The sequence below is a fragment of the Candidatus Nitrospira bockiana genome (genome assembly GCF_965152565.1).
In genome coordinates, this window is the sequence record NZ_OZ224215.1 from 2199130 (window position 1) to 2222353 (window position 23224).

Sequence of the window (23224 nt, forward strand, 5' to 3'; positions counted from 1 at the left end):
GCCGATCAGCCGCCGGCGCCGGGGTCATAGACATTGTCGGCCCAGTAATCGAATCCCCCCTTCGACAGCTCGGTATGGCGGGCCGCGTCATGGTATTCGGGCGGCGTCACCTTTCCGCAGAAGTCGAAAATGGATTTGGCCGACCACGTCGGGATGCCCGCCCCCTTGGGGTCGCGCTCGAGCATGTCCATGAACCGATTCATCGCCACATAGGTGGCCTCGCGATTGCCGCTCGCAAAGGCCATGCGGACGATGTTGAGCTGCCCGAGATAGTCATTGTAGGCACCCTCGCGTGCTTCGGACCTCATCAGCTCGCGGTGATCGTTCACCAAGGCGGTGATGTCGTCGATCCACGTTTCGGACGCATGGACGGCCATCGGCACCAGTGTCATGGCGACGATGATGAGCCATGCGGCAAACAGCGGCCTATGGTTCCCTGTCCGTCCCATGTTGCCCTCCTTTCTCAATGCGGCGGGAACCGGACGAAGCGCTAACGATTCGAGAATACTCGGCCGGCCTCCGTTCGGCAATGAGCCGCCGGCATCATTTGTGGAGTGAGATCATTGCCTCATGGAGCGACGTGGATCGAGGCCGGGGATGGCCCGGCACGCTCAGGGGCCGGGATGGTAGGCCAGCGCGAGGGCCTGCAGCCGGCTGTGGGCTCCCAGCTTCGCCAGGATATGCTGGATGTGATTGCGAAGCGTTGCCGGGCTGATGCAAAGACGATCGGCAATGGCCGGTGCGGGGAGACCGGTGCCGAGAAGGTCGAGAATTTCTCGTTCTCGCCGGCTCAAGACCGAGACCCGGTCCTGCACGCAACGAGGTGCGCGGGTGGCCACGCCGGCCGGCACGGCCAACGGCTCGGCACGGTACTCGAGACAACCCCGCAGTTGATCGACCAGCCGGCGGGCGCGGGCATCGCGTGTGCAGTCCCGGAAGAGATGGACGGCGATGCAGCGCCCGCGTCCCGCCGGGAGCGATAGGGAAGTGACGTTGATCAGCAGCGGCCGACCGGACTTGGTCCGCGTCTGCATGTCGAACTGCGCGAGTGGACAGCCCGATCGCGTGCGTGCGGCCACCTCGCAGGATGCCGAGCACAGGCGGGCGCCCGACCACGTGAGGCCGCGAAAGACGTCACGGCACGGTCGGCCCAGCACCTCCGCGGCCTTGAAACCCATCAAACGTTCTGCGGCTTGATTCCACAGGATGATGCTGCCGCCAGCGACGACCATGGCCCCGTCCGCGGTATGCCGGAGCATCGCGTCCACGGTCTTGGGTACCTTGGGCGCCATGATCGTGTGGCTGAGCAAATCAAATACCAGAGAGGGCTGTTGGAACTCATGCCGCCAGAAGGAGAGGATAAGAGCTCGTCGCCCGCTTGCCCCATCTTGACCGGCGGGTCTGGTCGCAATGTAGCAATATTCCTCATCCGCTAGAGGGAAAACGGCGCCTCACGATTGCCAGCCGGCTGGCCGAGCCTTTGCTAGAGATCGTGGTGGGGGAATGTCCAGCGGGATGAACAGGACGATCATCATGGTCGAGGAATCGGACGGGGCGCCGGTTTCCGATCAGAGCGTGGAGTTGGTTGAACGGAAGGGACGAGGACATCCCGATTCGATCTGCGACGCGGTGGCGGAGCGAATCTCCGTCGCCTTGAGCAAGGCGTACCGCGACGCCTTCGGCCGAATCCTCCACCACAATCTCGACAAGAGCCTGCTGGTGGCGGGGACCGTCGAGCGGTGGTTCGGGGGCGGTCGGGTCGTGGAGCCGATGCGGCTCATCATCGGTGATCGCGCCAGCTTCGGGATCGGCGCCCACCGGGTGCCGGTCGGGGAGATCGCGATCGGAGCCGCCCGTCAATGGTTCAAGGAGCAGCTCCCTCACGTCGATCCGGATGCCGATGTCCGCTATCAAGTCGAGCTGAAACCGGGCTCTGCGGAGCTGCAGGCGATCTTCGAGGCTTCCGGCGGGCTGTTGGCGGCGAACGATACGTCGGTGGGGGTGGGGTATGCCCCTCTGAGCGCCACGGAACAGCTCGTCCTGTACGCGGAGCGTTTTCTCAACGGCTCGCGGTTCAAACGGGCGTTCCCGGAGACCGGGCAGGACGTCAAGATCATGGCCCTGCGGATGGGACGCGACATCAACCTCACCGTCGCGATGCCGTTGCTCGCCCGTGCGATCCGGTCGGAAGCGGCCTACTTCCGGCTCAAGGAGCGAATCGCGCACGCGCTGGTTGCCGAAGTCCGACGGCAGCCCGGCGGATGGCGGCGCGTGCAGGTGACCTTGAACGCGCTGGACCGGCAGGGGCATGGGGAGGCGGGCCTGTATCTCTCGCTGCTCGGGACATCGGCCGAGCAGGGAGACTCGGGGGAAGTGGGACGTGGCAATCGCGTGGCGGGAGTGATTCCGTTCAACCGCCCCATGAGCCTGGAGGCGGCGGCCGGAAAAAACCCCGTCAGCCATGTCGGGAAGATTTATAATGTTCTCGCCCGGGACTTGGCCACGCAGCTGCACGAGCGCGTGGAGGGCGTGCGCGAGGCGACCGTGTGGCTCTTGAGCGCGATCGGCCGACGCATCGATCAGCCGGCACTGATCCGGGCGTGCGTCGCCATGGCGCCCGGCCACGCTCGCGGTGCTGAACCGGCCGCCCGCCGTGTGCTCGCGGAAGGGCTTGCAGGAATCGGCCGTCTCTGCGAGGACCTTGCCGCCGGGCGGTATCCGGTGGCCTGACCGCTCGATCACTTGAACAGGAACACTCGGGCTGAAGGAGGGGAACATGTCATCGAAGGAATCGCCGCGTGCGCACACTCAGTTCGACCGGCTGCCGGTCGCCCGTTTCATGGAACGGGACGTGCAGTATGCCTATGCCGACACCAGGGCGGACAAGATCGCCTCGATGATGGTCGAAGGGTTCGGGGCCGTGCCCATCGTCGATCAGGCGCGGCACCTGATCGGCATCATCAGCGAGTATGATCTCCTGGCCTCGCTTGAGAAGGGCCACAAATGGGGCGATCTGCCCGCGGGGGACGTCATGACCAAGAATCCGTACTCGGTCCGTCCAGAAACCGACGTCGCGACGTTGATTCATGTTCTGCGTGCCAGCGATTTGATCCGCGTCCCGGTCGTGGACGCCAAAGGCGTCCTGGTCGGGGTCGTCGCGCGGCGCGACCTGGTCCGGGCCTATCTGAACTATGGGGCCGAGTCGAGTCCGCCGTCCTAGCCGAACCTGCTGTTCGGGTCTCTCAAGGCCGTGCAGGACTGGTCATGATCCAGAGGACAAGGCGAGCCGTGAACGCACCCACAGGCGTCGGCCTCGGAGCGCTCGTGTCCGTGTTGCTGCCCGTCCTGCTGCTCGGGACGGTGGGGATCAGTGCCGCGGGCCAGACGGCCACCGACACGGTCCGCTCCACCATCGAGGAAGTCATCGACATCTTGAACGACGAGGCGTGGAAGAAGCCGGAACGCCTGGCCGAGCGGCGCGCACTGTTGGAGCGGGTGATCGGCCGGCGATTCGACTACGAGGAAATGGCCAAGCGGGCGCTGGCCGCCCACTGGCCCAAGCTCACCTGCGCGAAGCGGAAGGAATTCGTCGCGCTCTTCGCCGCCTTTCTCTCCGCCACCTACGCGGACAAGATCGAAAGCTATTCCGGTGAAACGGTGGAGTATCTGAACGAACGTGTGAGTGACGGGTACGCGGAAGTGCGCACGAAGATCGTCTCGGGAAAAGCGGAATATCCGCTCGATTATCGCCTCCTGAATCGCGCCGGGAAATGGTACGTCTACGATGTGATCGCGGACGGGGTCAGTCTGGTCAAGAACTACCGCGGGCAATTCGATCGGACGATTCGTTCCTCGTCCTTCGACGACCTGGTTCAGACGCTTCGCAAGAAGGTCGAGGAAGCGAAGGCGCCGAAGCCGGCCTCCTAGGCCCGCATTATTCATGAACGCTTCTACTGCAACCGCCGATACGCCGCTGCGCCAGGCTTGGGTGCGGGTTTCAGCACGCAAGCCTGGCATCTTGGCGGTTTCGTCACGAACCGTCATGAAGAATGCGGGCTAGCCGGCGGAAGTGATGGAGGTCGTCAGGCTTGGGAGAGAAGGCCGGGCAGGCAAGAGGCTAGGTGAAGGAAGGGTGAAGCCGTGACCGAGAGGAAGGCACGATCGAAAGAGGAGAAGCCGCCCAAGGCGTCGGGTCGAGCACGCTCGACCAAGTCGCAGGGAGGAGTTGGAAGGCAGGCCCCGGAGGGAACCCATGAGCCTGCGACCCGGCGGGCGGTGGAACGAAACCCGGAGGAGTTGGAGGTCCTGATTGCCCGGCGAGCCTACGAGATCTATGAATACCGGACGACGCGGGGACCGCTGGATGATTGGCTCGAAGCCGAACGGGAAATTCTGAGCCGTCGTGAGCCGACGTGAAGGCGGAGAAGGCCGAGCGACCGGGCGGCTACTCGCCCCGGCGTGCCATCGTGGCATCGACGGCCGCGGCCAGGTTCTTGAGCGCCGGGGACACGATGACCTCGATCGGGGGAGCCGGCTCCAGGCGCTGTAACGGCTCCGGCAGGCAGGCGAGCTGCTCGGCCGCGTACTCGCGGATGCGCCGCAATGAGCGAGCCGGTTCCACCCGCTTGCCCCCTTCCATCACCCGCTCGAGCAGAGGCTGGCCCCCCTGACGGTCCTCGATCACGGTCAGGACGTCCCGAGCGATGCGGCCGTCCGCGCCGTACTCGCGGTAGACCTGCTTGCGGCCCGGCCAGGTCGCTTTCCCTTCCGATCGCTTTCGACACGGGCGTCCGGCATACTCTTGAAGCTTGTAGGCGCAGTCGAGTGACGGCGCATCGGCCGAGGTCGTCACATGCGTGCCGACGGCGAAGGTGTCGATCGGCGCTCCGCTCGCCACGATGTGCTGGAGCTTGGCTTCGTCCAGGTTGCCGCTGGCGATGATCTTGACGTGCGCGAGAGTCCCGGCATCCAAGATCCGCCGCACCTTGCGGGCATGGTCCGCGAGGTCGCCGCTGTCGAGCCGGACCCCGGTGATCGTGACGCCCTGCTCGGCCAAACGCGGAGCGAGGGCCACGACGGTGCGTGCGCCTTCCTCGGTGTCGTAGGTGTCGATCAACAGCGTGACGTGGTCCGGATGGGAGCGCGCAAACGCCGCGAACGCCGTGCGCTCGTCGACGTGCGCTTGAATGAAGGAGTGCGCCATCGTCCCATAGATGGGAATGTCGAATTCGACCCCCGCCAGGACGGTTGCGGTGCCGGCGAGACCGGCGAGGTATCCCGCTCGGGCCGCCAACAGGCCCGCTTCGGCGCCGTGTGCGCGCCGGAGGCCGAAATCGATCAGAGGGACGCCCCGCACGGCGAGCACCAGACGGGCGGCCTTCGACGCAACGACCGTCTGGAAGTGCAGCAGGTTGATGAGTCGGGTTTCGACGAGCTGGGCTTGTGGGAGCGGCGCCACGACCCGCAGGATCGGTTCATGCGGGAAGAAGATGGTCCCCTCCGGCATCGCCTCGACGTCACCCGTGAAGCGTAAGGAAGCCAGGCGGTCCACGAACGCGGCGCTGAAGCGGCCGCTGGCCGCCAGCCAGTCGAGCTCCCACGGCTCGAACCGGAACGTCTCCAGATAGTCCAACGCCTGTTCGAGCCCCGCCGCCATCAGAAAACCTCGTCGGGGCGGAAGGGTTCGCACGAAGAATTCGAAGACAGCCGTCTCGGTCATCCCCCGCTCGAAATACGTCTGGAGCATGGTGAGCTGGTACAGATCGGTGAGGAGAACGCTCGTGCGTCCGCGCATGGTCATCAGGCGAGGTCGGACAGCCGGATGGGAACGGCGCCCAATCGCTGCATCTCCGCGATGGCCCGCTCGCCGTCGTCGGGATGGCGATTGACCGCGCGAATCCCGTCCAGCAGGAGCACGATCGCATAGTGCAAACGGACGCCGTCGCGCACCGTATTGAGCACGCAATAGTCCGTCGCCAAGCCGCCGACGAACAGACGGCGGATCCCGGCCGAGCGGAGTTGCTCGTCCAGGGAGGTGCCCTCGAACGCCGAATAGGCTTCCTTGTCCGGGTCGGTGGCTTTGTGCACGGTCATCACCGATCCGGTCGGGAGGGTGAACGTGGGGGGATGTTCCGCCCCCGGCGTCCCGGCCACGCAGTGGACCGGCCAGATGCCCCCGCGTGACGTGAATGAGCAGTGGTTCGGTGGATGCCAGTCCTTGGTCACGAAGATCGGGCGCCCGTTGGCATGAAACCGCGCGATGTACTCGAGCAGGACGGGCACGATCTCATCCCCGCCGGACACACCCAGCGCGCCTCCCGGCAGGAAGTCGTTCTGCACATCGGCCACCAAGAGTGCGTCGCCCGGTTCGATGATCATCACGCATCATGGTAACGCGTGCGGGAGATGAGCGCCAGACCTCCGCGAGACCTTTCCGTGCGCGTGGTCGGCTCATGGGCCGGATTCCGCGAGGGTGCGGATGTAGGCCAACAGCTCCTGGCGCTGCCGGAGCGTCAATCGGTCGCCCCAGGCATGCATGGGGCTGAAGATGACCCCATGCGTGATGACCGCGAGGAGCTGCTCGTCGGATTTCGCGCGGGAGGCCGAGGAGTGGAAATTGGCGGGCGCCACCATCTGCCACCGGGCTTGCGGTCCGTCGCCGCGGCCGTGTCCCCCGTGGCAGCGGGCGCAGTGTTGCTCATAGAGCGACCGCCCCGGCGACGCGTCCACTCCGAGCCCGTCCGCGTGGGCGCCGCCGATGCAGGCGACGAGGGTCAGGAACAGCGCGAGACCCGTGCGCGGCATGTCAGCTCTTCTTCGTCGTCCGCGGAATGAAGCTGGTGATCATCTGCTCCAGTCGCCGGCTGCCGCAGGCGGGACAGCTCGCCTGGCCGCTCTCGTGCTCCTTCAGCGACAAGACGATCAGCGACTCCTTGCCGCAGTCCAGGCAACGGTAGTCATACATCGGCATGGCCGCCGTCCTCCTGGACCGTGGCCTCACGGTGCGCCGCCACCGCGTCCGCCATCTCACGCAGCCGCCGCTGCACCCGGCCGAAGACCGAGTCCTCCGGAAAGCGCCCGTCCGCCCCTGCTTCGCCCGCCGGGACGCCCGTCAGCAATTCCACCGCCTCGTCGATCGTGTTGACGCCGTAGATCCTGAAGCGGCCGGATTCGACCGCTTCGACGACGTCGCGGCGAAGCACGAGATGCTTCAGGTTCCGTGCCGGGATCACGACGCCGTGGCGGCCGGACAGGCCGCGTGCGCGGCACGAGTCGAAGAAGCCCTCGATCTTTTCGTTGACCCCGCCGATGGGCTGCATGTCGCCGAGCTGGTTCACCGATCCCGTGATCGCCAGAGACTGCCGGACGGGGAGGTCCGCCAAGCTCGACAGCACCGCCACCAGCTCGGCGGCGGAGGCGCTGTCGCCCTCGACCTCCGAGTACGTCTGCTCGAACGTCAGCGTGGCGGAGACCGCGAACGGATGGGCGGGCGCGAACTTCCCGGCCAGGTAGCCGGCGAGGATCATCACACCCTTGCTGTGAACCCGGCCCGCCAGCTCGGCTTCCCGCTGAATGTCGATGACGCCTTTCGTCCCCACGAAGGTGCGGGCGGTGATCCGGCACGGCCGGCCGAACGTGTAGTCGCCGGTCGTGTGCACGGACAGCCCGTTCACCTGGCCGATCACCTCGCCGTCCAGGTCGACGATCAACGTCCCGTCCTTGATCTCGTCCTGAAGCCATTCCTCCGGCAGATTCGCCCGGTGACGGCGCTTCGCGACGGCGGTCTCGACGTCGGCCGCTTCCACGAGCGGCCGTCCCGCCCGTTGCGCCCAGAATCCGGCCTCCCGGATGAGGTCGCTCAAGAGGCTCAGCCGCAAGGACAGACGGTCGCGGCGCTCCGCGAGTCGCAGGCCTTGGGTGATGACGCGTGCGACCGCCTCGGCGGTAAAAGGCGGAAGCCCTTCATCGCGGCACAGGCGCGACACGAACCGCGCGTACCGCGCGTCCTGTTCGGGGTCGCGCGCGACGTCGACGTCAAAGTCCGCCTTCACCTTGAAGATCTTCATGAAGTCTTCCTCGTAGGCCTGCAGCAGGTGGTAGATCTGGGGCGGGCCGAGGAGGATCACCTTCACGTCGATCGGGATCGGTTGGGGGCGGAGGCTCGCCGTGGACAGACCGTAGAACTCACCGGGGTCCTCGATCTTGACTTCCCGGGTCTTGATCGCACGCTTGACGGCGTCCCACGCGAAGGGTTGGCGCAGGAGGTCCATGGCATTGAGGATCAGATAGCCGCCGCTGGCCTGGAGCAGCGCGCCCGCTTTGATCTCCATGAAGTCGGTGTAGATGATGCCCAAATGGGCTTTCCGCTCCATCTTCCCGATGAGGTTCGAATAGGTCGGATGCGGCTCCACGACCACGGGGGCCCCTGCGTCCGGCGCGTGTTCGACGATCACATTCACGTGATAGCGGGTGAGGTCGGGCCGCCGCACCCCGGGCTCGATCAATGGAGCGGGGAGGTGCGGGACCTCGGAGGAGAGAAAGTCCTTGTGGTTCGCCAGCACATCGTCGCGCACGCTCCGCAGGTAGTCCAGCACGTCCGGAAGGTCGCGATAGGTCTCGGCGAGCCGGGTGATGTGGCGCTCGAGCACGGTCGTCACGACCTGTTGATCCAGGTCGCGGACACGCTGTTCGGCCTCGTGGTCGAGCACGTGCAGCCGGACGTGAAATTCCCGGAATTCGCTTTCCACCTGGGCGCGGCGGGTGTTGAACTCCTGCCGTTCTTCCTCCGACAGCGCCGCAAATTCCTTTTCCTTCATCGGCTTGCCGTTCCGCACCGGGATGAGCGTGAAGCCGATCGGCGTGTCTTCCAGCATGAAGCCGCGGGTGCGCCCCAATTCGGTCAACTCCTTGAACAGCTTCTTTTTCTTCGCCTCGGTCTCTTCGAGATGCCGAGCCTTGGCTTCCACGTAGGCACGGCTTTCGAACGCCGCGGGGATATCGCGCTGGAGGCTCTGGATGAGGGTCGCCATCGCATGCTTGAACGCGCGCCCTTGTGAGGGCGGGAAGGCCAGGCAGCCGGGTTTCGAGGCATCTCGGAAGTTGTTGACGTAACACCAGTCCACCGGTGTCTTCGCAGCTTTCGCAAGACGCCGGACCATGTCCTGGACGAGGGACGTTTTTCCCGTTCCCGTCGGACCCGAGACATAAATGTTGAACCCCGCACTCTGCATCCGGAGCCCGAACTCCAGCGCTTCGACCGCGCGGCCCTGGCCGATCGTGTCGTCGAGCGGGGTGACGTCGCTGGTATCGTGAAACCCGAGCGCCCGAGGGTCGACCATCGGAGAGAGGAGAGCAGGAGGGACTGCAAATTTCTCGGCCGCCGCGTCGCTCATGATTGCGTCGATGGGGCTCGGAGGGGCCTGGCGGCCCCTCCGCTGGAGGTCGTCAGCCGCCACCGATCTCCCCCGTCGTCTCGACCACCAGAAACTCCCCTTTCATCTGGGAATGGATGTCGCACCAGAAGGGGTATTGAATGGTTTCGCGGTCGGGACTATGCCCTCTGGTGAAATACAGGGTCACCGTCTTGCCGGGATCGACGTGGAAGGAACGGACGCCCTTTTCCCGCACCTCGACCGCGTCCCCCTCCTTCCGAATCGCCACGTCTTTCAACAACGGCGAGCTGAATCCATGGGTGACCGTGTCCTGATTGCGGAGCACGATCGCGGTGAGCACGCCCGGGAGGGTGTGCCCTTTCACGTGATAGGCCTTGTCTTGCATCGTAACCTCGATCTTCATCTCCGGATCGCTCGCCCCGACGAGAGGATCGCCCATGATCCCCGGCAAGGCGAGGGCCGCCATTGCTAGAGGGACCGCCAACCGCTTTATGGAGCGCCGTGTATCCATCACATCCTCCTGGTTAAAAATAGCTATTGACCGCCGACACACCTCCGAATGAGGACTCAACGCCGGTTCATTCGAGCCCGGGGATCGCCGGCGGCCGGCTCACCACGGTGGCGTGGTCCCCCTTGTTGCCCGCCTCCGTGTTGAAGACGACCTCGGTGCCGTCCGCGAGCTCCTGGAATTCGACATCGCGCAGCGCATTCTTGTGAAAGTACACTTCCCCGCCGCCGTCCTTCAGGATGAACCCGTAGCCTTTCTCGGGGAAGATCTTGGTAATGACGCCCCGTATCGGCGGAATCGGCTCGGTCCGGATCTCTTTCGTCGCGCGCTTCTCGCGGAACTTGCGGAGCTCCGTTTCCACGGCCGCAAACGCGGCGCGGATCGCCTCCTCGAAGGTCTTGTCCTCCTTCCGGGCCGTAAACGTCTGCCGGCCGGGCAGCGTGACGAGCACGAACGCTTCCGCGACCAACGCATTCTTCTTGTGGTGGCGATTCTTGGTCAGCGTCACTCGCCCGTGCATGACATCCTCATGTCCGGCCTGGAGATCCGCCATCCGCTGTTCGATCTCGGTCTTCCATCGCGGCGTCATCACGACGTTGCGGCTTTCGATTTGAAGATCCATCGGCACTCCGTGGTTGGGGTTGACGTCGATTCACTGCTCGCTGACGCAAGCGAGATGCCATCCAAGGGAGGCTGCGTACGTGCTGTTTTCAGCTCGCTGTTTTCAGCTCTCATAGATGGTCTTGGCCCTCTTCTCGGCCTTCCGCGGCATCGGCCGCGTGTCGCGCATGGCGCATATTTCCTCAGTCGCGATTTCAATGGTGGAGCCGAATGCAGCAATGCCAGCGAGGCTCCGCGCGGAATGGGTTTTGCTTGGATACCGGGCCATGCCGATTTTGCGGAAGCAGCAGATCGAAGAGTATCTCCGTCGTCGGTTCGGCGCTCGCACCGAGCTCGTGAGCTTCGGTCCGATCGGGGAAGAGACCTCCGGACCGACGCTCAAGGGGTACGGCTATGGGGCGCCGATTCGCTTGGTCGTGCGGCGCGACGGGCGGATCACGCCGCTCGTCCTGGAAACGATGAGGCCGGGTCCGTTCGGGCACGAACATCCCGCGGATCGCGCCGCCGCCCTCCTGTGGGATTATGACTCGTACGGGCGTCTCCCGCGTCATGTCCGTGCCGTCGATGTCGGGGCCTTCACGCGTACCCACGCCCTGATGTCGGTGGCGCCGGCGAAGGAATTCTTCGTCGTGACCGAGTGGGCGGAAGGCGCCAGCTATTACACGGATCTGGCACGGATGGCGCGCTCCGGACGCCTGACGCCGGCCGATCGACGGCGCGCCGCGGCGCTGGCGGACTACTTGGTGTCGATCCACGCGCGCAAGCGCCGGCAGCCCGACCTGTATCGCCGCCGGCTCCGCGAGCTGCTCGGCCACGGGGAATGCATCATGGGGCTGACCGACAGCTACCCCCCGCGCTATGAGTTCATCACGGAAGCGCTGTTACGGTCGATCGAGGAGGCGTGCAATCGCTGGCGCTGGCGGCTTCGCGGCCGGACGGGACGGCTGTCGCAGGTGCACGGTGATTTTCACCCTTGGAACGTGCTGTTCCGGCGCGGCACCGATTTCAGCGTCCTCGATCGCTCGCGCGGCGAATGGGGGGAGCCGGCGGATGATGTGACGTCGATGACCATCAACTACCTGTTCTCGTCGCTCAGACGCTCGGGCGACCTGCGGGGGCCGTTCGAGATCCTCTTTCGGGAATTTTGGGAGCGGTACATGACGAAGAGCGGCGACCGGCAGGTGACGGAAACGGCGGCGCCGTTCTTTGCGTTCAGAGGGCTCGTGATCGCCAGCCCGCTCTGGTATCCCGATCTCACGACCCCGGTTCGGTTCAGCATCTTCCGGTTCATCCAAAATGTGCTGGCCGACGACCGATTCAATCCGGCGGAAGTGAACCGGTACTTGAAATAGTCGAGTCATCCAGATGGCCTCCATGGAGGAGCGACAGAAGGACGGGCGGCAGCGCCTGGCTCGGGGCGCGTGCCGATGACCGAACCCGTGCGTGAGACGAACACGGCCTCGGCCGGTACTCCGGCCTTTGCCGTCTGGATCTCCGGTCTGCCGGCCTCCGGGAAAAGCACGATCACCGCCGCCCTCGTCCGACAGCTCCGCGAGCGCGGCGTCGTGGTCGAGGTGCTCGAATCCGACGCCGTCCGGCGCATCCTGACGCCGGCGCCCACCTATTCGGCGGAAGAGCGGGCGCTCTTCTATCGAACCCTGGCCTTCGCCGGAAGCCGCCTCGTGGCCCATGGAATCAACGTCCTCATCGACGCCACGGCTACGAAACGCACCTATCGGGAGTTCGCCAAGACGTTGATCCCAGGGTTGATCGAGGTGGCGGTCGAGTGCCCCTTGGAAGTCTGCATCGCGCGTGATCCGAAGGGGATCTACCGAAAGGGGCTTGCCGGAGAGGCGGGAAATGTCCCGGGCCTGCATGATCCTTATGAGCCGCCGCTCGCGCCCGATATTCGGGTTTCTGGAGAGACGACCCCGCCGGCCGCCGCCGCGCGCTCGATCCTGACGCTGCTCGAAGGACGGGGACTCGTGCGGTGAGCGCCGCGCCGAAGGCCGTGCTCGGCCGGCGCGGCATCAGCGCTCAACGGACGATCAGGACCGGACAAGGCGCGGCGTGAAGGACCTTGTGCGAGACGCTGCCGAGCAGGAAGCGGGTCGCCCCGGAACGCGCGCGGGGGCCCATGACGATGAGATCAGGCTTTAGCTCCGCCGCCTGTTGGAGCACCGTGAGCGCGGGCACCCCTCGGCGCGTCATCGGCACCGCGCAACACTGGACCAGCGACAGACGCGCGGCGATGTCCTCGACGAAACGCTGCGCCGCGCGAGACGCCATGTCCGTGAGCTTCTCGGCGTTCGTGAGGCGCTGGGTCCACCGGCCGTCCAGCGGCAGGACGTGCAGGACGTCGATGTGCACCGGGGAGGCCCACGGTCGCCGCTCGAACCAGCGGATGATCGCCTCCGCGTCCTCCCGGCCTTCGATCGGGAGCAAGACGCGCGTGAGCGCGGGCATCGGCCGGTTCACGATCAGCACCGAACACGGGGCGTGGGCCACGACCCGGTGTGACACGCTGCCGAAGGCCACTTCTTTGGTCGGGGTGAGCCCCCGCGCCCCCATCACGATGAGGTCGATCCGCTCGCGTTCGGCCGTCGAAACGATCGCGTCCGCCGGGCTCCCGGTCTCGATGCGCGTATCGATGATGCCGCAATCCTCCGGCATGATGGAGCGTACACGGGCCAGCAGGCGATCGCCGTCCTCCCGCATTTCCCGTTCCACGGCGCGGTACAGATCCTGAACCGCTTCCGGCATGAAGAACGCCGGGGTCGGGGTCGGGACATCGAGCGCATGCAGCACGGTCAGGTGCTCGGGGCGCGCGAGGCGCCCGATGGCTCGGGCGGCTTCGAACGACTGCTCTGATCCGTCGACGGCCAACAGGACGCGCATCAACACCTCACGGGCCAGCCTTCGCGTCCGATCAACGGGACGAACATGCAGCAGCCGAGATCCTCGAATCGCGGCAGACCGCCCACCATCCGCACCCGGCACAAGGTCTGGCCGGATTCCGTGCCGACCGGGATGACGAGCCGCCCGTGCTCGGCCAACTGCTCGAGCAGTGAGGGGGGAACCTCAGGGGCCGACGCCGCGACGACGATGGCGTCGAACGGGGCATACTCCTTGAGCCCGACGCTCCCGTCTCCGACGAGGACCGTGATGTTTCGATATCCGAGAGCGGCCAGACGCCTCCGGGCTTCGTCGGCAAGCTCCGGGAGGCGCTCGATCGTGTACACCATGCGGGTCATCTCGCCGAGCACCGCCGCCTGATAGCCCGATCCGGTGCCGACGTCCAGCACGGTCTCCTCGCCCGTGAGCGCAAGACTTTGCACCATCAGCGCGACCATATACGGCTGCGAGATCGTTTGGCCCTGCCCGATCCGCAGCGGGCAGTCCTCATAGGCCAGCTCTCGATCCGGCTCCGGCACGAAGGCGTGGCGCGGCACACGTCCCATCGCGGCAAGGACGCGAGGATCGGCAATGCCGCGGCGCGCGAGTTGCTCGCGGACCATGTGCGCGCGCGGTTCGGTAAAGTCCATCTCGGGTCCGTGCTCGTCTGGGCACACGGTCGGCCCCCTCGTGTCGTTTACTCCGTTTCCATCGGAAATGAAACAGCTCAATGGCACTCGGTGGGGCAGAAGAAGACCAGATAGAGAAACAGGAGGACACCGAGCAGCACGGCGCCGAGGAGGAGCCATCTGCCTTTGGTCAACGCCTCCACCATACGAAGCGACTCGCGACGAGACCGGCTGCCAACCGACAGGCCGGTGCAAGGCTGCCGTTGTCTTGAAGCTGATCACAGAGTAGAGCGAGCAAGCCCTATGCCAATAGTCACGTGACGAGGGGCCGTGCGTCTTCAGCTCTCAATGATCTGGGCGTTCCCGAGAAGTTGCATGCATGTGGACTTCCGCTACATCGCGCTCGCCTGACTGTAGCAGGACTCCCCCCTGCGTGGCGTGAAGGCGAAGGTGCGCCGCAAGCGGGGTAAAGGAAGGAGAAACCAGGCGCGTGAACGACGAGGGGAACCGTGCATGGCATTGCCCTTGCTCACGCTAGAGATGAAAAGAGGGAGAGAAAGGAGACAGGATGAGGACGATCACACAATTCATGCAGGACGATCACGACCGGCTGGACCGGTTGTTGACCGAGGCGACAGCCGCCGCCTCGACCGATCTCACCCGGGCGATGGGGGCGTTCACCGGGTTTCGCCAAGGGCTCGAGCGGCATATCGTGTGGGAGGAGGACCTGCTGTTCCCGGTGTTCGATCGGGAGTCCGGGATGGAGGGCCAAGGGCCGACCGCGGTCATGCGGCTGGAACACCGCCGCATCAAAGAAGGGCTCGACCAGATTCACGACCGACTGCGCGAGGGGAAGGCGTTCGATCTGCTCGCTCGGCAACTCGTCGACACGCTCGCGGCGCACAATCAGAAGGAGGAACGGATCCTCTATCCCTGGATCGACCGCTTGCTGGCGTCCGCCGACGCCGAGGCGTTGATGCAGCGCATGGCGCAGATGCCCGAGGAGCAGGGTCGGCGGTGCTGCGAGCCATCGAGCGCCGGGACGGCGCGGGGCGGATCGGCGTGACGGAGGTGAGCATGGCGAACGGCTTGTTCCCCACAATCGTCGTGCCCACCGACTTCTCCCCGTGCTCGGAGGCGGCGTTTCGCGTCGCCGTGGCGCTCGCCCGGGTGTTTCAATCGGAGATCATCCTCCTGCACGTCGTGGATACGAAGAGCTTGACGGCGCTGAACCGGTTGGGGCTGGCGCTGCCGTCCGAGGAGGCCCGGCAGAAGAAACGCCTGCGCCACTACGCCCGGCTCAACGCGCGCCGGCTGGTGCAATCGGACGATGCCAAAGGCCTCCCGATCCGGCGGCTGGTGCTCGAGGGAGAACCGTTCGTCGAGATCGCCCGCACCGTGAGGATGGAAAAAGCCGGCCTGGTCGTCATGGGCAGCTACGGCGGGCAGGCGGAGGCCGTCGAGAAGATTTTTTTCGGCAGCACCGCGGAAAAGGTCGTTCGAACGGCGGGGTGTCCGGTGCTCACGGTCCCGCTGCCGGGCGCGTTGCCGCGACCGGTCGGCCCCGCTCGACGAAAGGAGGGACGATGAGGACCGGCCGAGGGCGCGTCATCCGGGTGCTTGTCTGGATGCTGGTCGCGTGTGCGCCGGGCCTCCTGCCGCCGGCTCAGGCGCAGCAGGAGCAGCGGGTCGACGTCGTGATTAAGGGCTTCCGGTTCATCGCGAGCGCGGCGCCGCTGCTGCCGGGGATCCCGACCGTGATCGTGGTCCACAACGAGGACGACGTCCGGCATGACTTCGGGTCCAACATGTTCTACAACGCGGCCACCGAGGTGGAAAGCGACGGTGTGGTGACCTATGGGCGTGCCGTCGGCGGCGTCCTCTTGGATCCCGACCGCCGGGCCTCGGTTCGTCTGACGATCGAGCGCGCGGGACGATTCGAGTTCCGTTGCTCGATCCACCCCGACATGGTCGGTGAGCTCTTGTTGCTGAACATCGGAGCGGTGTGAGCATGAGCCTCATCCAGCGTCTCCTCCTGCCGACCGATTTTTCACCGTGCGCACAGCGCGCCGAAGCCTACGCCGTCCTGTTGGCCCGGCGGTATCGGGCCTCGATCGAGGTCCTGCACGTCCTCGAGCTTTCTCCCGGCCTCGATCCCGAATATCCGGTCAACATGCTCTACCTCGAGGAGCTCAAGAAGCAGGCCGACCGGCACGCGGCCGCGGCCGTGCGGCGTCTCACCGCCTCCGTGCGAGCGGCCGGTCATCAACGGGTGGGCCTCCCGAGCACGGCCATCGTCGGCGCCGCGGGCGATCTTGGCATCGATCTGATCGTGATGGGGACCCACGGGCGCACCGGGCTCGAACACGTCCTGCTCGGGAGTACCGCCGAGCGCGTCGTCGGGACGGCGCCGTGTCCGGTGCTCACCGTACGGGGTCCCACAAGCCCGGCGGACGCTCGCCCGGATGCGCCCGCCGACATCGCGCGCATCCTGCTTCCCGTCGATTTTTCGGATTGTTCGCTCGATGCGCTCGAATACGGGGTGCAGATCGCTCAGCGTCTCGGCGCTCGGGTGATGGTCCTCCACGTGCTGGAGCCGGTCGCCTATGGCCTGGATTTCACGCTCGGACACGCGGCGGCCCAGCAGGCCTTGCGGGCGCGAGTCGAAGCCGAGCTGCGCAGGCTGGAGGAGGCGATCCGATCGAAAGGCGTCCCGATCGAGCATCGGATCAAGGGCGGGCTCCCGGCCGATTCCATCCTCGAATCCGCGCAGGAGTCCGACGCCGATCTCATCGTCATGGGGACTCATGGGCGGCGGGGCCTGTCGCACGTGCTGAAGGGCAGCGTCGCGGAGGCCGTGCTCCGCCGGGCCTCATGCCCGGTCCTGACCGTCAAGTCTCCCAAGTTCGCGCCCGGCATCAGCCGGATCGTCCAGAACCGCTCACGCGTCTACGCCGAGACGCCATGAGGCTCGACGCGGAGGCGATCGTGATGGAGGAGATCCATGAAGCCAGAGAATGAAGCGGCCGTCGTCGATGCCGGCGCCGCCGTTCCCGTCGAGCCGTCGTTGCGGGCGCTCCTGGATCGGCTGGCCGCCCAGGCGGGCAGGCCCGAGTTTCGCCGCCAACGCGAGCTGGCTCTCGGGCGGGCCCTACGGCCCTATCGCGAGTTTCAGGACCTGGGGGTGTTCCCGCTGCCGGAGGAGCTCGAGTTGGCCGATCTCTATCTGTTCGCGGACGTGTTTCCCGAAGACGGTCAGTTGTCGTTGATCGAGCAGATTCGAGACGAGATCGAGGTGCACGTGCCGCAGGAGGAGCGCGCCTGGTTGGATCCGCTCAAGCACTCCTCGATGGACCTGCTCGAGATCGTGGCGGTGGACGGAGAAGACGGGGCCGGTCGCGTCACCCTGCGGTCGCTCGGGGATGGCCGGGAGGCCCGAATCGAAGCCGGGGCATTGGGTCGCGGCCGGGTCGGGCAGGTCCTCTTGGCCCGTCTGATCCAGCTCCCCGACCGCGCCGTGCTCGCCGGGGCCGTCGTGCTTCTGGCGCCGGGGATCGCCCGCGCCGTATTGGAAGGCGCCCATGAGTGGCGGCGGGAGCTGGAAGCGGAGGCGGGGTCGTTCGCGCTCGGCGAATGGCGGGAGTTCACCAAGCGCTACGGCTACGTGCTGCTCTGGATGGTGGCCCAGGCCAGGATCGACGCGCTGCTGACCGCAGAAGCCTCGATTCGCTACGGCACGCCGGACGGACGACCGTTCCTCTACGCCGTCGCCGTGTATGAACATCAGGCGGCGACCGTGCTGCGCCAGGGCCTCGAGGGGCTCGAGGGCGTCGTGCGGGATGCGGAGACGGACGGGGCCGTCCAGGCGTGGATCGAGCGCGACGCCGAAGGCCGGGTGGTCGCGCGCCTGTCGCTCACGCCGGTCCAACTGGTCCTCGAATGCGACGGGCAGGAACGCCTGGATCGATTCAAGCACCGGCTGGCGTCGACGTTCGGGTTCCTCCTCCATTTCCGGGGCGAGACCACGGTCCCGCCTCGGCATGAGCCGCCGGTCGTCGATCTGGCGCGAGACAGCCGCCCGCCGGTGACCGTCATCGTGCCGGTGGAGGAGGAGCGGCGGCTGCTCTCCGTGTTCGAAGAATCGGTGTATTTGGAGTGGGCGGATCGGGAGTCACCGGCCTTGAACGGCGCCACGCCGCGCCATGCCGCCGCTCAGCCGGACCGGCGCGCCCGGGTGGCGGCCTTGATCGACCGTCTCGAACAGGATGATCTTGCGGCTCGTCGCACCGGGCGGCCCGGGTATGAGTACAACCAGCTCCGCGCGCACGTCGGGCTGCCGGAGGTCCGGCGGTGAACACGCCCGTCCCCGAGGCCCTCGCGCAGGCGCTCGCTTCCGAGCCGACGCGTCCCCCGAACATCCTGCGCACCGTGCTCGCCGTCCAGCGCGCGATCGGCTATGTCTCCCCCGACGCGATCGGCGAGATCGCCAGGCACCTCGGCGTCACCGAGGCGGACGTGGCCGGGGTCGTGAGCTTCTACCCGGTCGTGCGTACCCGAGAGCCGGGCCGGCACCTTATCCGTTTGTGCGTGGGGGAGTCCTGTGTGGCCAACCACTGCGCCCGCATCTTGACCGCGCTGGGTGACGAGCTCCGCATCGGCCTTCACGCCCGGACGCCGGATGGGCGTTTTACGTTGGAGCGGGTCTATTGCATGGGCAATTGCGCCGTGTCGCCGACGCTGCTGATCGACGAGGATCTGTACGGGCGCGTAACGCCGGGCGATATCCCACGGCTCCTCGAGAAGTATCGGTGAGCGAGGCTTGGTGAGCGATCAGATGGGCATGAGGCCGTGCTCGGGAGTCGGATGGCGCATGCGGACTGAATGGAGGACCGAATGATTCGCCTCTTCCTGTCCGACGACACCTCGGCCCGGGCCGCCGGCATCGAACGGTTAGTCCACGCCTGGGCCGCGAGCCCGGGCATCGAGATCGTCCGCACCTCTTCGCGCGGGGCCTTCTTTCTGGAGCCGGCCGTGGAGCGGGAGACGCCGCAGGGCCGCATGGTGTGGGCGCGAGCCGAGCCGTCGGACCTGCCTCGTATCGTGGCCGGCCGCGGGGGCACCCGGGTCGCGGATCTTGCCTGGCTGGCGGAGCAGACGCGGGTCGTCTACCGGAACTTCGGCGAGACCGAGCCGCTCTCGCTCGAGCAGTACCGAGCGCGGGGCGGATTCCGCGGCCTGGATCGCGCCTGGGACCTTTCGCCGGATGCGGTGATCGGCGAGCTGAAGCGCTCCGGCCTGCGCGGCCGGGGCGGAGCCGCGTTTCCGGTCTGGATCAAATGGGACGCGGCGCGCCGGCAGCCGGCCGACAGGAAATACGTCGTCGCCAATGCCGACGAAGGCGATGCGGGCACCTATTGCGATCGGATGATCATGGAGGGCGAGCCGTTCCGCTTGATCGAAGGCATGCTGATCTGCGCCCGCGCGATCGGGGCCGATCAGGGGTACATCTATTGCCGTCAAGAATACCCCGCCGCGCAAGCCGTCCTCCGCGCCGCGCTCGCGAAGGCCGACGCGAGCGGGCTGTTCGACCGCCGTGGAACGTCCGTGCGCCTGGAGCTGTTCGTCGGCGCCGGTTCCTATGTCTGCGGGGAGGAGACGGCGTTACTCGAATCGCTCGAGGGGCGGCGGGGAGTGGTCCGCGCCAAGCCGCCGTACCCTGCGATCGCCGGGCTCCATGGCCGGCCGACGGTCGTGAGCAACGTGCTCACGTTCGCGACGCTCCCGTCCATCCTCGCCGAGGGGGGCGCCTGGTACGCCGGGATGGGCACGGAACACTCGAAGGGCACGATCCCGCTTCAGATCGGGGGGCGTGTCCGCCGGCCCGGGCTGGTCGAGATTCCGTTCGGGGCGACGCTCGGGGACGTGCTGGACCGGTTCGGCGGGGGGATGCCGGCCGGGTCCCGGTTCAAGGCGGTGCAGGTCGGCGGGCCGTTGGGCTCGCTGTTCCCCGCCGCGAAGCTCGACATCCGTCTCTGCTACGACGAGTTCGCCAAGGCCGGCGCGATCCTGGGCCACGGCGGGATCGTCGTCTATGACGATGAGACCGACATGGTCGAGCTGGCCCGTCATTTCATGACCTTCACGGCCGATGAATCGTGCGGCAAGTGCACGCCCTGCCGGATCGGATCGGTCCGCGCGAAGGAGATTCTCGAACGGATCCAGCGCGGGCAGGGCCGGATGGGGGACCTCGAATTGCTCGCGGATCTCGGCGAGACGATGAAGGCGGCGAGCCTCTGCGCCCTCGGCGGGCGCGCCCCGTACCCGGTCCTCAGTGCGATCGAGCACTTCGGCTATGAATTTCGAGACCGCCAGTATCCGAACGGACTGTAGCCTACGGAGGTCCGGGCTGTGAGCGCTTCCACATCTGGGCAGCTCACCATCGACGGACGCCTCGTCGACGCCGTTCCAGGAGAGACGATCCTCGACGCGGCGAAGCGGGCCGGCCTGGCGATTCCCGCGCTCTGCGCCTCGGACCATCTGGCGCCATTCGGGTCGTGCCGCATGTGCGTGTGCGAGGTGGATGGGCAGGCCGCGCTCCCCGCGGCATGTACCACCCCCGTCCGCGAGGGGATGGTCGTCCACACCGAGTCCAAGCGGCTGAGCCGCATCAGGCGCGGCATCGTCGAGCTGTATCTGTCCGAGCAGCCCGCGGGCGCGCCGACTCCGCCGGTCCTGCGTGAATGGGCGGAGCGCTTGGGAGTGGAGCGCGTGCGTTATGAGCGTCCACAGCTCCGGGCCTCCTACCGGGACGAGTCGAATCCGTTCTTTTCGTTCGACAACAGCCTCTGTCTCTCCTGTGCGCGTTGTGTTCGCGCGTGCGACGAGATCCAAGGCACGTGTGCGCTGACGATGCTCGGGCGGGGCTTCGAGGCTCGTCCGGCCGCCGGCCAAGGGAACGGCTTCGGCGCCTCGAACTGCGTCTCGTGCGGCGCGTGTGTCAAAGAATGCCCCACGGGTGCGTTGGTCGAGCGGTCGCTCTCCAGGTTCGGGCCGCCGACCGAGCGCGTGCTCACCGTCTGCGCCTACTGCGGGGTCGGATGCCGGCTCGAGGCGGGCGTGCGAGACGGTCGCGTCGTCGGCATGGTCCCGTCGGATGACGGACCGGCCAACCTGGGCCACGCGTGCATGAAGGGACGGTTCGGCTGGACCTATCTCGACGCTCCGGATCGGCTTCGCCGCCCCCGGGTGCGAGAGGGGGAGGCGTGGAAGTCGTGTGCGTGGCCGGAGGCGTTGGATCGCCTGGCGCGGGAATTCCGCCGCTTGACGGACACCTATGGGCCGGATGCCGTGGCGACCATTTCGTCCAGCCGGGGGACGAACGAAGAGAATTACCTCTTCGCCAAGTTCATGCGGTGCGTCATCGGGACCAATCACATCGACAACTGCGCGCGGGTCTGCCACAGCGCCACCGTCACGGGCATGATGGAGGTCTTCGGCGCCTCCGCCGCGACCAACTCCATCGCCGACATCGATGCCGCGACGCTGCTGCTCGTGGTCGGGGCGAATCCCACCGAATCGCATCCCGTGGTCGGCGCCCGCCTCAAACGGGCGGTCCGCCGCGGCACCCCGCTGATCGTCATCGATCCACGGCGCACCGAGCTCGCCCGGATGGCGACGCTGCATCTGCCCGTGCGGCCCGGGGCGAACGTCGCGCTGCTCAATGCCATGGGACACGTCCTCGTTCGGGAAGGCCTGCTCGATCGCCCGTTCATCGAGCGCCGTACCGACGGTCTTGCCGAGTGGATGGCGTCGGTGTCCGAGTGCACACCCGAGTCCGCCGAGCGGATCACCGGAGTCAAGGCCGAGGTGATCCGTGAAGCGGCGCGGCGGTACGCGACCAGCCGTGCGTCGTTGTGCATGCACGGGTTGGGCGTGACGGAGCATCGATGGGGCAGCCACGGTGTGATCGCGCTCTGCAACCTCGCGCTCGCCGCCGGTCAGGTCGGCCGTCCCGGCACCGGCATCAACCCGCTGCGCGGGCAGAACAACGTGCAAGGCGCCTCGGACGTCGGCTGCCTCCCGACCTATTTCGCGGGCTACCAATCGTTCGAGGATCCCGAGCTTCAGGCCAAACACCGGGCGTTGACCGGACGCCCGCTGCCCGTCGCGCGCGGGCTCAAAATCCCCGACATGTGGGACGCCGCGCTGGAGGGCCGACTGAAGGGCCTCTGGATCGTGGGGTACGACGTGGCTCAGACCGACCCCAACCTCAAGAAGGTGCGCGAAGCGCTTCGGCGCCTCGAGTTCCTGGTCGTCCAGGACCTCTTCATGAGCGAGACGGCGAAGCTCGCCCATCTCGTCATCCCGGGCGCGGCGTTCCTCGAAAAGGACGGGACGTTCACGAACCTCGAGCGCCGCGTGCAGCGGGTCCGGAAAGCGGTCGATCCGCCGGATGGCGTGATCCCGGACTGGCACGTCGTCTGCGAGGTCGCAAAGCGAATGGGATACATGATGGACTACGCACATCCATCGGAGATCATGGATGAAATTGCGGCGCTCTCTCCGGCCATGGCCGGGATCTCTTATGCACGCCTCGACGAGGGAGGCGGCCTGCAGTGGCCGGTGCGGACCCCCGAGGACCCCGGGACGGCGCTGATGCACAGGGAGGCGTTTCCGAGGGGGCACGCGCGATTCATTCCGGTCGAGTATCTCCCGCCGGGGGAATCGCCGACGGCCGAGTATCCCTTCATCCTCATCACCGGCCGGATTCTTCAACACTACAACTGCGGGGCGCAGACGAGGCGAACCGACATCCGCGACCTCGTCGACACCGACGTCCTCGAGATGCACCCGGAGGACGCGGCCGCCCTGGGGGTGCACAGCGGCGACTGCGTACGATTGGTGAGCGCGCGCAGCGAGGCGGTTCTTCCCGTCGTCGCGAGCGAGCGGGTTCAGCCGGGACAGCTCTTCACGAGCTTTCACTTTCCCGCGAGCGACGTGAACGCGCTGTTGTCCTCGAGCGCGGATGAAAGCTCGAAGTGCCCGGAGTACAAGGTGTCGGCCGTGCGCGCCGAACCGGTGCGGACCATCCACCCGGCCGTCCGCTGGCAGTTGATCTGAGGCGCGGTCGCACCGTTCGACTCCCCGATGCCATGACCGACCGCCGAGACGCGTCGCTC

The 23224-nt window shown here is 66.6% G+C and carries 25 protein-coding genes; 14 read left to right on the top strand and 11 right to left on the bottom strand.

Annotation, left to right across the window (positions count from 1 at the left end):
- Positions 1–5: 5 nt before the first annotated feature.
- Together ACWHYV_RS10730 and ACWHYV_RS10735 are read right to left on the bottom strand one after the other, a co-directional pair.
- Entirely contained in the window at positions 6–449 is a 444-nt protein-coding gene (locus ACWHYV_RS10730; protein ID WP_447980634.1) for a hypothetical protein, read from the bottom strand.
- 162 nt (positions 450–611) lie between these two features.
- Positions 612–1292 carry a LuxR C-terminal-related transcriptional regulator gene (locus tag ACWHYV_RS10735; protein ID WP_447980635.1) on the bottom strand — a complete coding sequence of 227 codons (681 nt, stop codon included), beginning with the start codon at positions 1290–1292 and terminating at the stop codon, positions 612–614.
- Between the two features lie 223 nt (positions 1293–1515).
- Between ACWHYV_RS10735 and ACWHYV_RS10740 the strand changes: the two genes are divergently transcribed.
- From ACWHYV_RS10740 to ACWHYV_RS10755, 4 genes are all read left to right on the top strand, one after another.
- Positions 1516–2730 carry a methionine adenosyltransferase gene (locus tag ACWHYV_RS10740; protein WP_447980636.1) on the top strand — a complete coding sequence of 405 codons (1215 nt, stop codon included), beginning with the start codon at positions 1516–1518 and terminating at the stop codon, positions 2728–2730.
- A 46-nt stretch (positions 2731–2776) separates the two neighbouring features.
- Positions 2777–3220 (top strand): CBS domain-containing protein, encoded by a 444-nt coding sequence (locus ACWHYV_RS10745; protein ID WP_447980637.1) that lies wholly within the window; start codon positions 2777–2779, stop codon positions 3218–3220.
- Between the two features lie 68 nt (positions 3221–3288).
- Positions 3289–3927, top strand: a complete 639-nt coding sequence (locus ACWHYV_RS10750; protein WP_447980638.1) for an MlaC/ttg2D family ABC transporter substrate-binding protein — start codon at positions 3289–3291, stop codon at positions 3925–3927.
- Between the two features lie 213 nt (positions 3928–4140).
- Positions 4141–4416: a hypothetical protein gene (locus ACWHYV_RS10755; protein ID WP_447980639.1), complete on the top strand. Its 276-nt coding sequence runs from the start codon at positions 4141–4143 to the stop codon at positions 4414–4416.
- A gap of 28 nt (positions 4417–4444) precedes the next feature.
- Here ACWHYV_RS10755 and ACWHYV_RS10760 read toward each other — a convergent pair whose 3' ends face one another.
- From ACWHYV_RS10760 to ACWHYV_RS10790, 7 genes are all read right to left on the bottom strand, one after another.
- On the bottom strand, positions 4445–5794 hold the full coding sequence (locus tag ACWHYV_RS10760; protein WP_447980640.1) for a nicotinate phosphoribosyltransferase: 1350 nt from the start codon (positions 5792–5794) through the stop codon (positions 4445–4447).
- A 5-nt stretch (positions 5795–5799) separates the two neighbouring features.
- Positions 5800–6378 (bottom strand): isochorismatase family protein, encoded by a 579-nt coding sequence (locus ACWHYV_RS10765; protein WP_447980641.1) that lies wholly within the window; start codon positions 6376–6378, stop codon positions 5800–5802.
- Between the two features lie 72 nt (positions 6379–6450).
- Entirely contained in the window at positions 6451–6804 is a 354-nt protein-coding gene (locus ACWHYV_RS10770) for a c-type cytochrome (protein ID WP_447980642.1), read from the bottom strand.
- Between the two features lies 1 nt (position 6805).
- Positions 6806–6970, bottom strand: a complete 165-nt coding sequence (locus ACWHYV_RS10775) for an FmdB family zinc ribbon protein (RefSeq protein ID WP_447980643.1) — start codon at positions 6968–6970, stop codon at positions 6806–6808.
- On the bottom strand, positions 6957–9392 hold the full coding sequence (locus tag ACWHYV_RS10780) for an AAA family ATPase (RefSeq protein ID WP_447980644.1): 2436 nt from the start codon (positions 9390–9392) through the stop codon (positions 6957–6959). The genes ACWHYV_RS10775 and ACWHYV_RS10780 overlap by 14 nt, the downstream gene beginning before the upstream one ends.
- Before the next feature lie 52 nt (positions 9393–9444).
- Positions 9445–9903 (bottom strand): hypothetical protein, encoded by a 459-nt coding sequence (locus ACWHYV_RS10785; RefSeq protein WP_447980645.1) that lies wholly within the window; start codon positions 9901–9903, stop codon positions 9445–9447.
- 67 nt (positions 9904–9970) lie between these two features.
- Complete coding sequence (locus ACWHYV_RS10790) at positions 9971–10522, bottom strand: cold shock domain-containing protein (protein WP_447980646.1); 552 nt, start codon at positions 10520–10522, stop codon at positions 9971–9973.
- Between the two features lie 265 nt (positions 10523–10787).
- Between ACWHYV_RS10790 and ACWHYV_RS10795 the strand changes: the two genes are divergently transcribed.
- A complete protein-coding gene (locus tag ACWHYV_RS10795) occupies positions 10788–11873 on the top strand; it encodes a phosphotransferase (protein WP_447980647.1) in 1086 nt (361 codons plus the stop codon).
- Positions 11874–11948: 75 nt separating this feature from the next.
- Positions 11949–12515, top strand: coding sequence for an adenylyl-sulfate kinase (locus ACWHYV_RS10800; protein WP_447980648.1), 567 nt, complete (start codon positions 11949–11951; stop codon positions 12513–12515).
- Positions 12516–12558: 43 nt separating this feature from the next.
- On the opposite strand, the gene ACWHYV_RS10805 is transcribed toward ACWHYV_RS10800, so the two are convergent.
- The gene (locus ACWHYV_RS10805; protein ID WP_447980649.1) at positions 12559–13419 is read right to left on the bottom strand and encodes a universal stress protein; all 861 of its coding nucleotides are present in this window, start codon (positions 13417–13419) and stop codon (positions 12559–12561) included.
- Positions 13419–14066 (bottom strand): protein-L-isoaspartate(D-aspartate) O-methyltransferase, encoded by a 648-nt coding sequence (locus ACWHYV_RS10810; protein WP_447980650.1) that lies wholly within the window; start codon positions 14064–14066, stop codon positions 13419–13421. Before ACWHYV_RS10810 ends, ACWHYV_RS10805 begins: the two co-directional genes overlap by 1 nt.
- Before the next feature lie 547 nt (positions 14067–14613).
- On the opposite strand from ACWHYV_RS10810, the gene ACWHYV_RS10815 reads away from it, so the two are divergent.
- The 8 genes from ACWHYV_RS10815 (at position 14614) to fdhF (ending at position 23165) form a co-directional block, all read left to right on the top strand.
- On the top strand, positions 14614–15111 hold the full coding sequence (locus ACWHYV_RS10815) for a hemerythrin domain-containing protein (protein WP_447980651.1): 498 nt from the start codon (positions 14614–14616) through the stop codon (positions 15109–15111).
- Positions 15063–15635, top strand: coding sequence for a universal stress protein (locus tag ACWHYV_RS10820; protein WP_447980652.1), 573 nt, complete (start codon positions 15063–15065; stop codon positions 15633–15635). Before ACWHYV_RS10815 ends, ACWHYV_RS10820 begins: the two co-directional genes overlap by 49 nt.
- Positions 15632–16054: a cupredoxin domain-containing protein gene (locus tag ACWHYV_RS10825; RefSeq protein WP_447980653.1), complete on the top strand. Its 423-nt coding sequence runs from the start codon at positions 15632–15634 to the stop codon at positions 16052–16054. The genes ACWHYV_RS10820 and ACWHYV_RS10825 overlap by 4 nt, the downstream gene beginning before the upstream one ends.
- 2 nt (positions 16055–16056) lie before the next feature.
- A complete protein-coding gene (locus ACWHYV_RS10830) occupies positions 16057–17013 on the top strand; it encodes a universal stress protein (protein WP_447980654.1) in 957 nt (318 codons plus the stop codon).
- 36 nt (positions 17014–17049) lie between these two features.
- Complete coding sequence (locus ACWHYV_RS10835) at positions 17050–18399, top strand: hypothetical protein (RefSeq protein ID WP_447980655.1); 1350 nt, start codon at positions 17050–17052, stop codon at positions 18397–18399.
- A complete protein-coding gene (locus ACWHYV_RS10840; protein WP_447980656.1) occupies positions 18396–18857 on the top strand; it encodes an NADH-quinone oxidoreductase subunit NuoE family protein in 462 nt (153 codons plus the stop codon). The genes ACWHYV_RS10835 and ACWHYV_RS10840 overlap by 4 nt, the downstream gene beginning before the upstream one ends.
- An 81-nt stretch (positions 18858–18938) precedes the next feature.
- Positions 18939–20435, top strand: a complete 1497-nt coding sequence (locus ACWHYV_RS10845) for an NADH-ubiquinone oxidoreductase-F iron-sulfur binding region domain-containing protein (protein WP_447980657.1) — start codon at positions 18939–18941, stop codon at positions 20433–20435.
- Between the two features lie 18 nt (positions 20436–20453).
- On the top strand, positions 20454–23165 hold the full coding sequence (gene fdhF / locus ACWHYV_RS10850) for a formate dehydrogenase subunit alpha (protein ID WP_447980658.1): 2712 nt from the start codon (positions 20454–20456) through the stop codon (positions 23163–23165).
- The last annotated feature ends 59 nt before the right edge of the window (positions 23166–23224 follow it).

Coding starts and splice junctions, on each gene's coding strand:
- ACWHYV_RS10780 (WP_447980644.1), bottom strand. CDS start 9,392: ATGAGCGACGCGGCGGCCGAGAAATTTGCAGTCCCTCCTGCTCTCCTC.
- ACWHYV_RS10790 (WP_447980646.1), bottom strand. CDS start 10,522: ATGGATCTTCAAATCGAAAGCCGCAACGTCGTGATGACGCCGCGATGG.
- ACWHYV_RS10740 (WP_447980636.1), top strand. CDS start 1,516: ATGAACAGGACGATCATCATGGTCGAGGAATCGGACGGGGCGCCGGTT.
- ACWHYV_RS10775 (WP_447980643.1), bottom strand. CDS start 6,970: ATGCCGATGTATGACTACCGTTGCCTGGACTGCGGCAAGGAGTCGCTG.
- ACWHYV_RS10815 (WP_447980651.1), top strand. CDS start 14,614: ATGAGGACGATCACACAATTCATGCAGGACGATCACGACCGGCTGGAC.
- ACWHYV_RS10785 (WP_447980645.1), bottom strand. CDS start 9,903: ATGGATACACGGCGCTCCATAAAGCGGTTGGCGGTCCCTCTAGCAATG.
- ACWHYV_RS10765 (WP_447980641.1), bottom strand. CDS start 6,378: ATGATCATCGAACCGGGCGACGCACTCTTGGTGGCCGATGTGCAGAAC.
- ACWHYV_RS10810 (WP_447980650.1), bottom strand. CDS start 14,066: ATGGACTTTACCGAACCGCGCGCGCACATGGTCCGCGAGCAACTCGCG.
- ACWHYV_RS10795 (WP_447980647.1), top strand. CDS start 10,788: ATGCCGATTTTGCGGAAGCAGCAGATCGAAGAGTATCTCCGTCGTCGG.
- ACWHYV_RS10805 (WP_447980649.1), bottom strand. CDS start 13,419: ATGCGCGTCCTGTTGGCCGTCGACGGATCAGAGCAGTCGTTCGAAGCC.
- ACWHYV_RS10830 (WP_447980654.1), top strand. CDS start 16,057: ATGAGCCTCATCCAGCGTCTCCTCCTGCCGACCGATTTTTCACCGTGC.
- ACWHYV_RS10745 (WP_447980637.1), top strand. CDS start 2,777: ATGTCATCGAAGGAATCGCCGCGTGCGCACACTCAGTTCGACCGGCTG.
- ACWHYV_RS10800 (WP_447980648.1), top strand. CDS start 11,949: ATGACCGAACCCGTGCGTGAGACGAACACGGCCTCGGCCGGTACTCCG.
- ACWHYV_RS10770 (WP_447980642.1), bottom strand. CDS start 6,804: ATGCCGCGCACGGGTCTCGCGCTGTTCCTGACCCTCGTCGCCTGCATC.
- ACWHYV_RS10760 (WP_447980640.1), bottom strand. CDS start 5,794: ATGCGCGGACGCACGAGCGTTCTCCTCACCGATCTGTACCAGCTCACC.
- ACWHYV_RS10730 (WP_447980634.1), bottom strand. CDS start 449: ATGGGACGGACAGGGAACCATAGGCCGCTGTTTGCCGCATGGCTCATC.
- ACWHYV_RS10735 (WP_447980635.1), bottom strand. CDS start 1,292: ATGGCGCCCAAGGTACCCAAGACCGTGGACGCGATGCTCCGGCATACC.
- ACWHYV_RS10825 (WP_447980653.1), top strand. CDS start 15,632: ATGAGGACCGGCCGAGGGCGCGTCATCCGGGTGCTTGTCTGGATGCTG.
- ACWHYV_RS10835 (WP_447980655.1), top strand. CDS start 17,050: ATGAAGCCAGAGAATGAAGCGGCCGTCGTCGATGCCGGCGCCGCCGTT.
- ACWHYV_RS10845 (WP_447980657.1), top strand. CDS start 18,939: ATGATTCGCCTCTTCCTGTCCGACGACACCTCGGCCCGGGCCGCCGGC.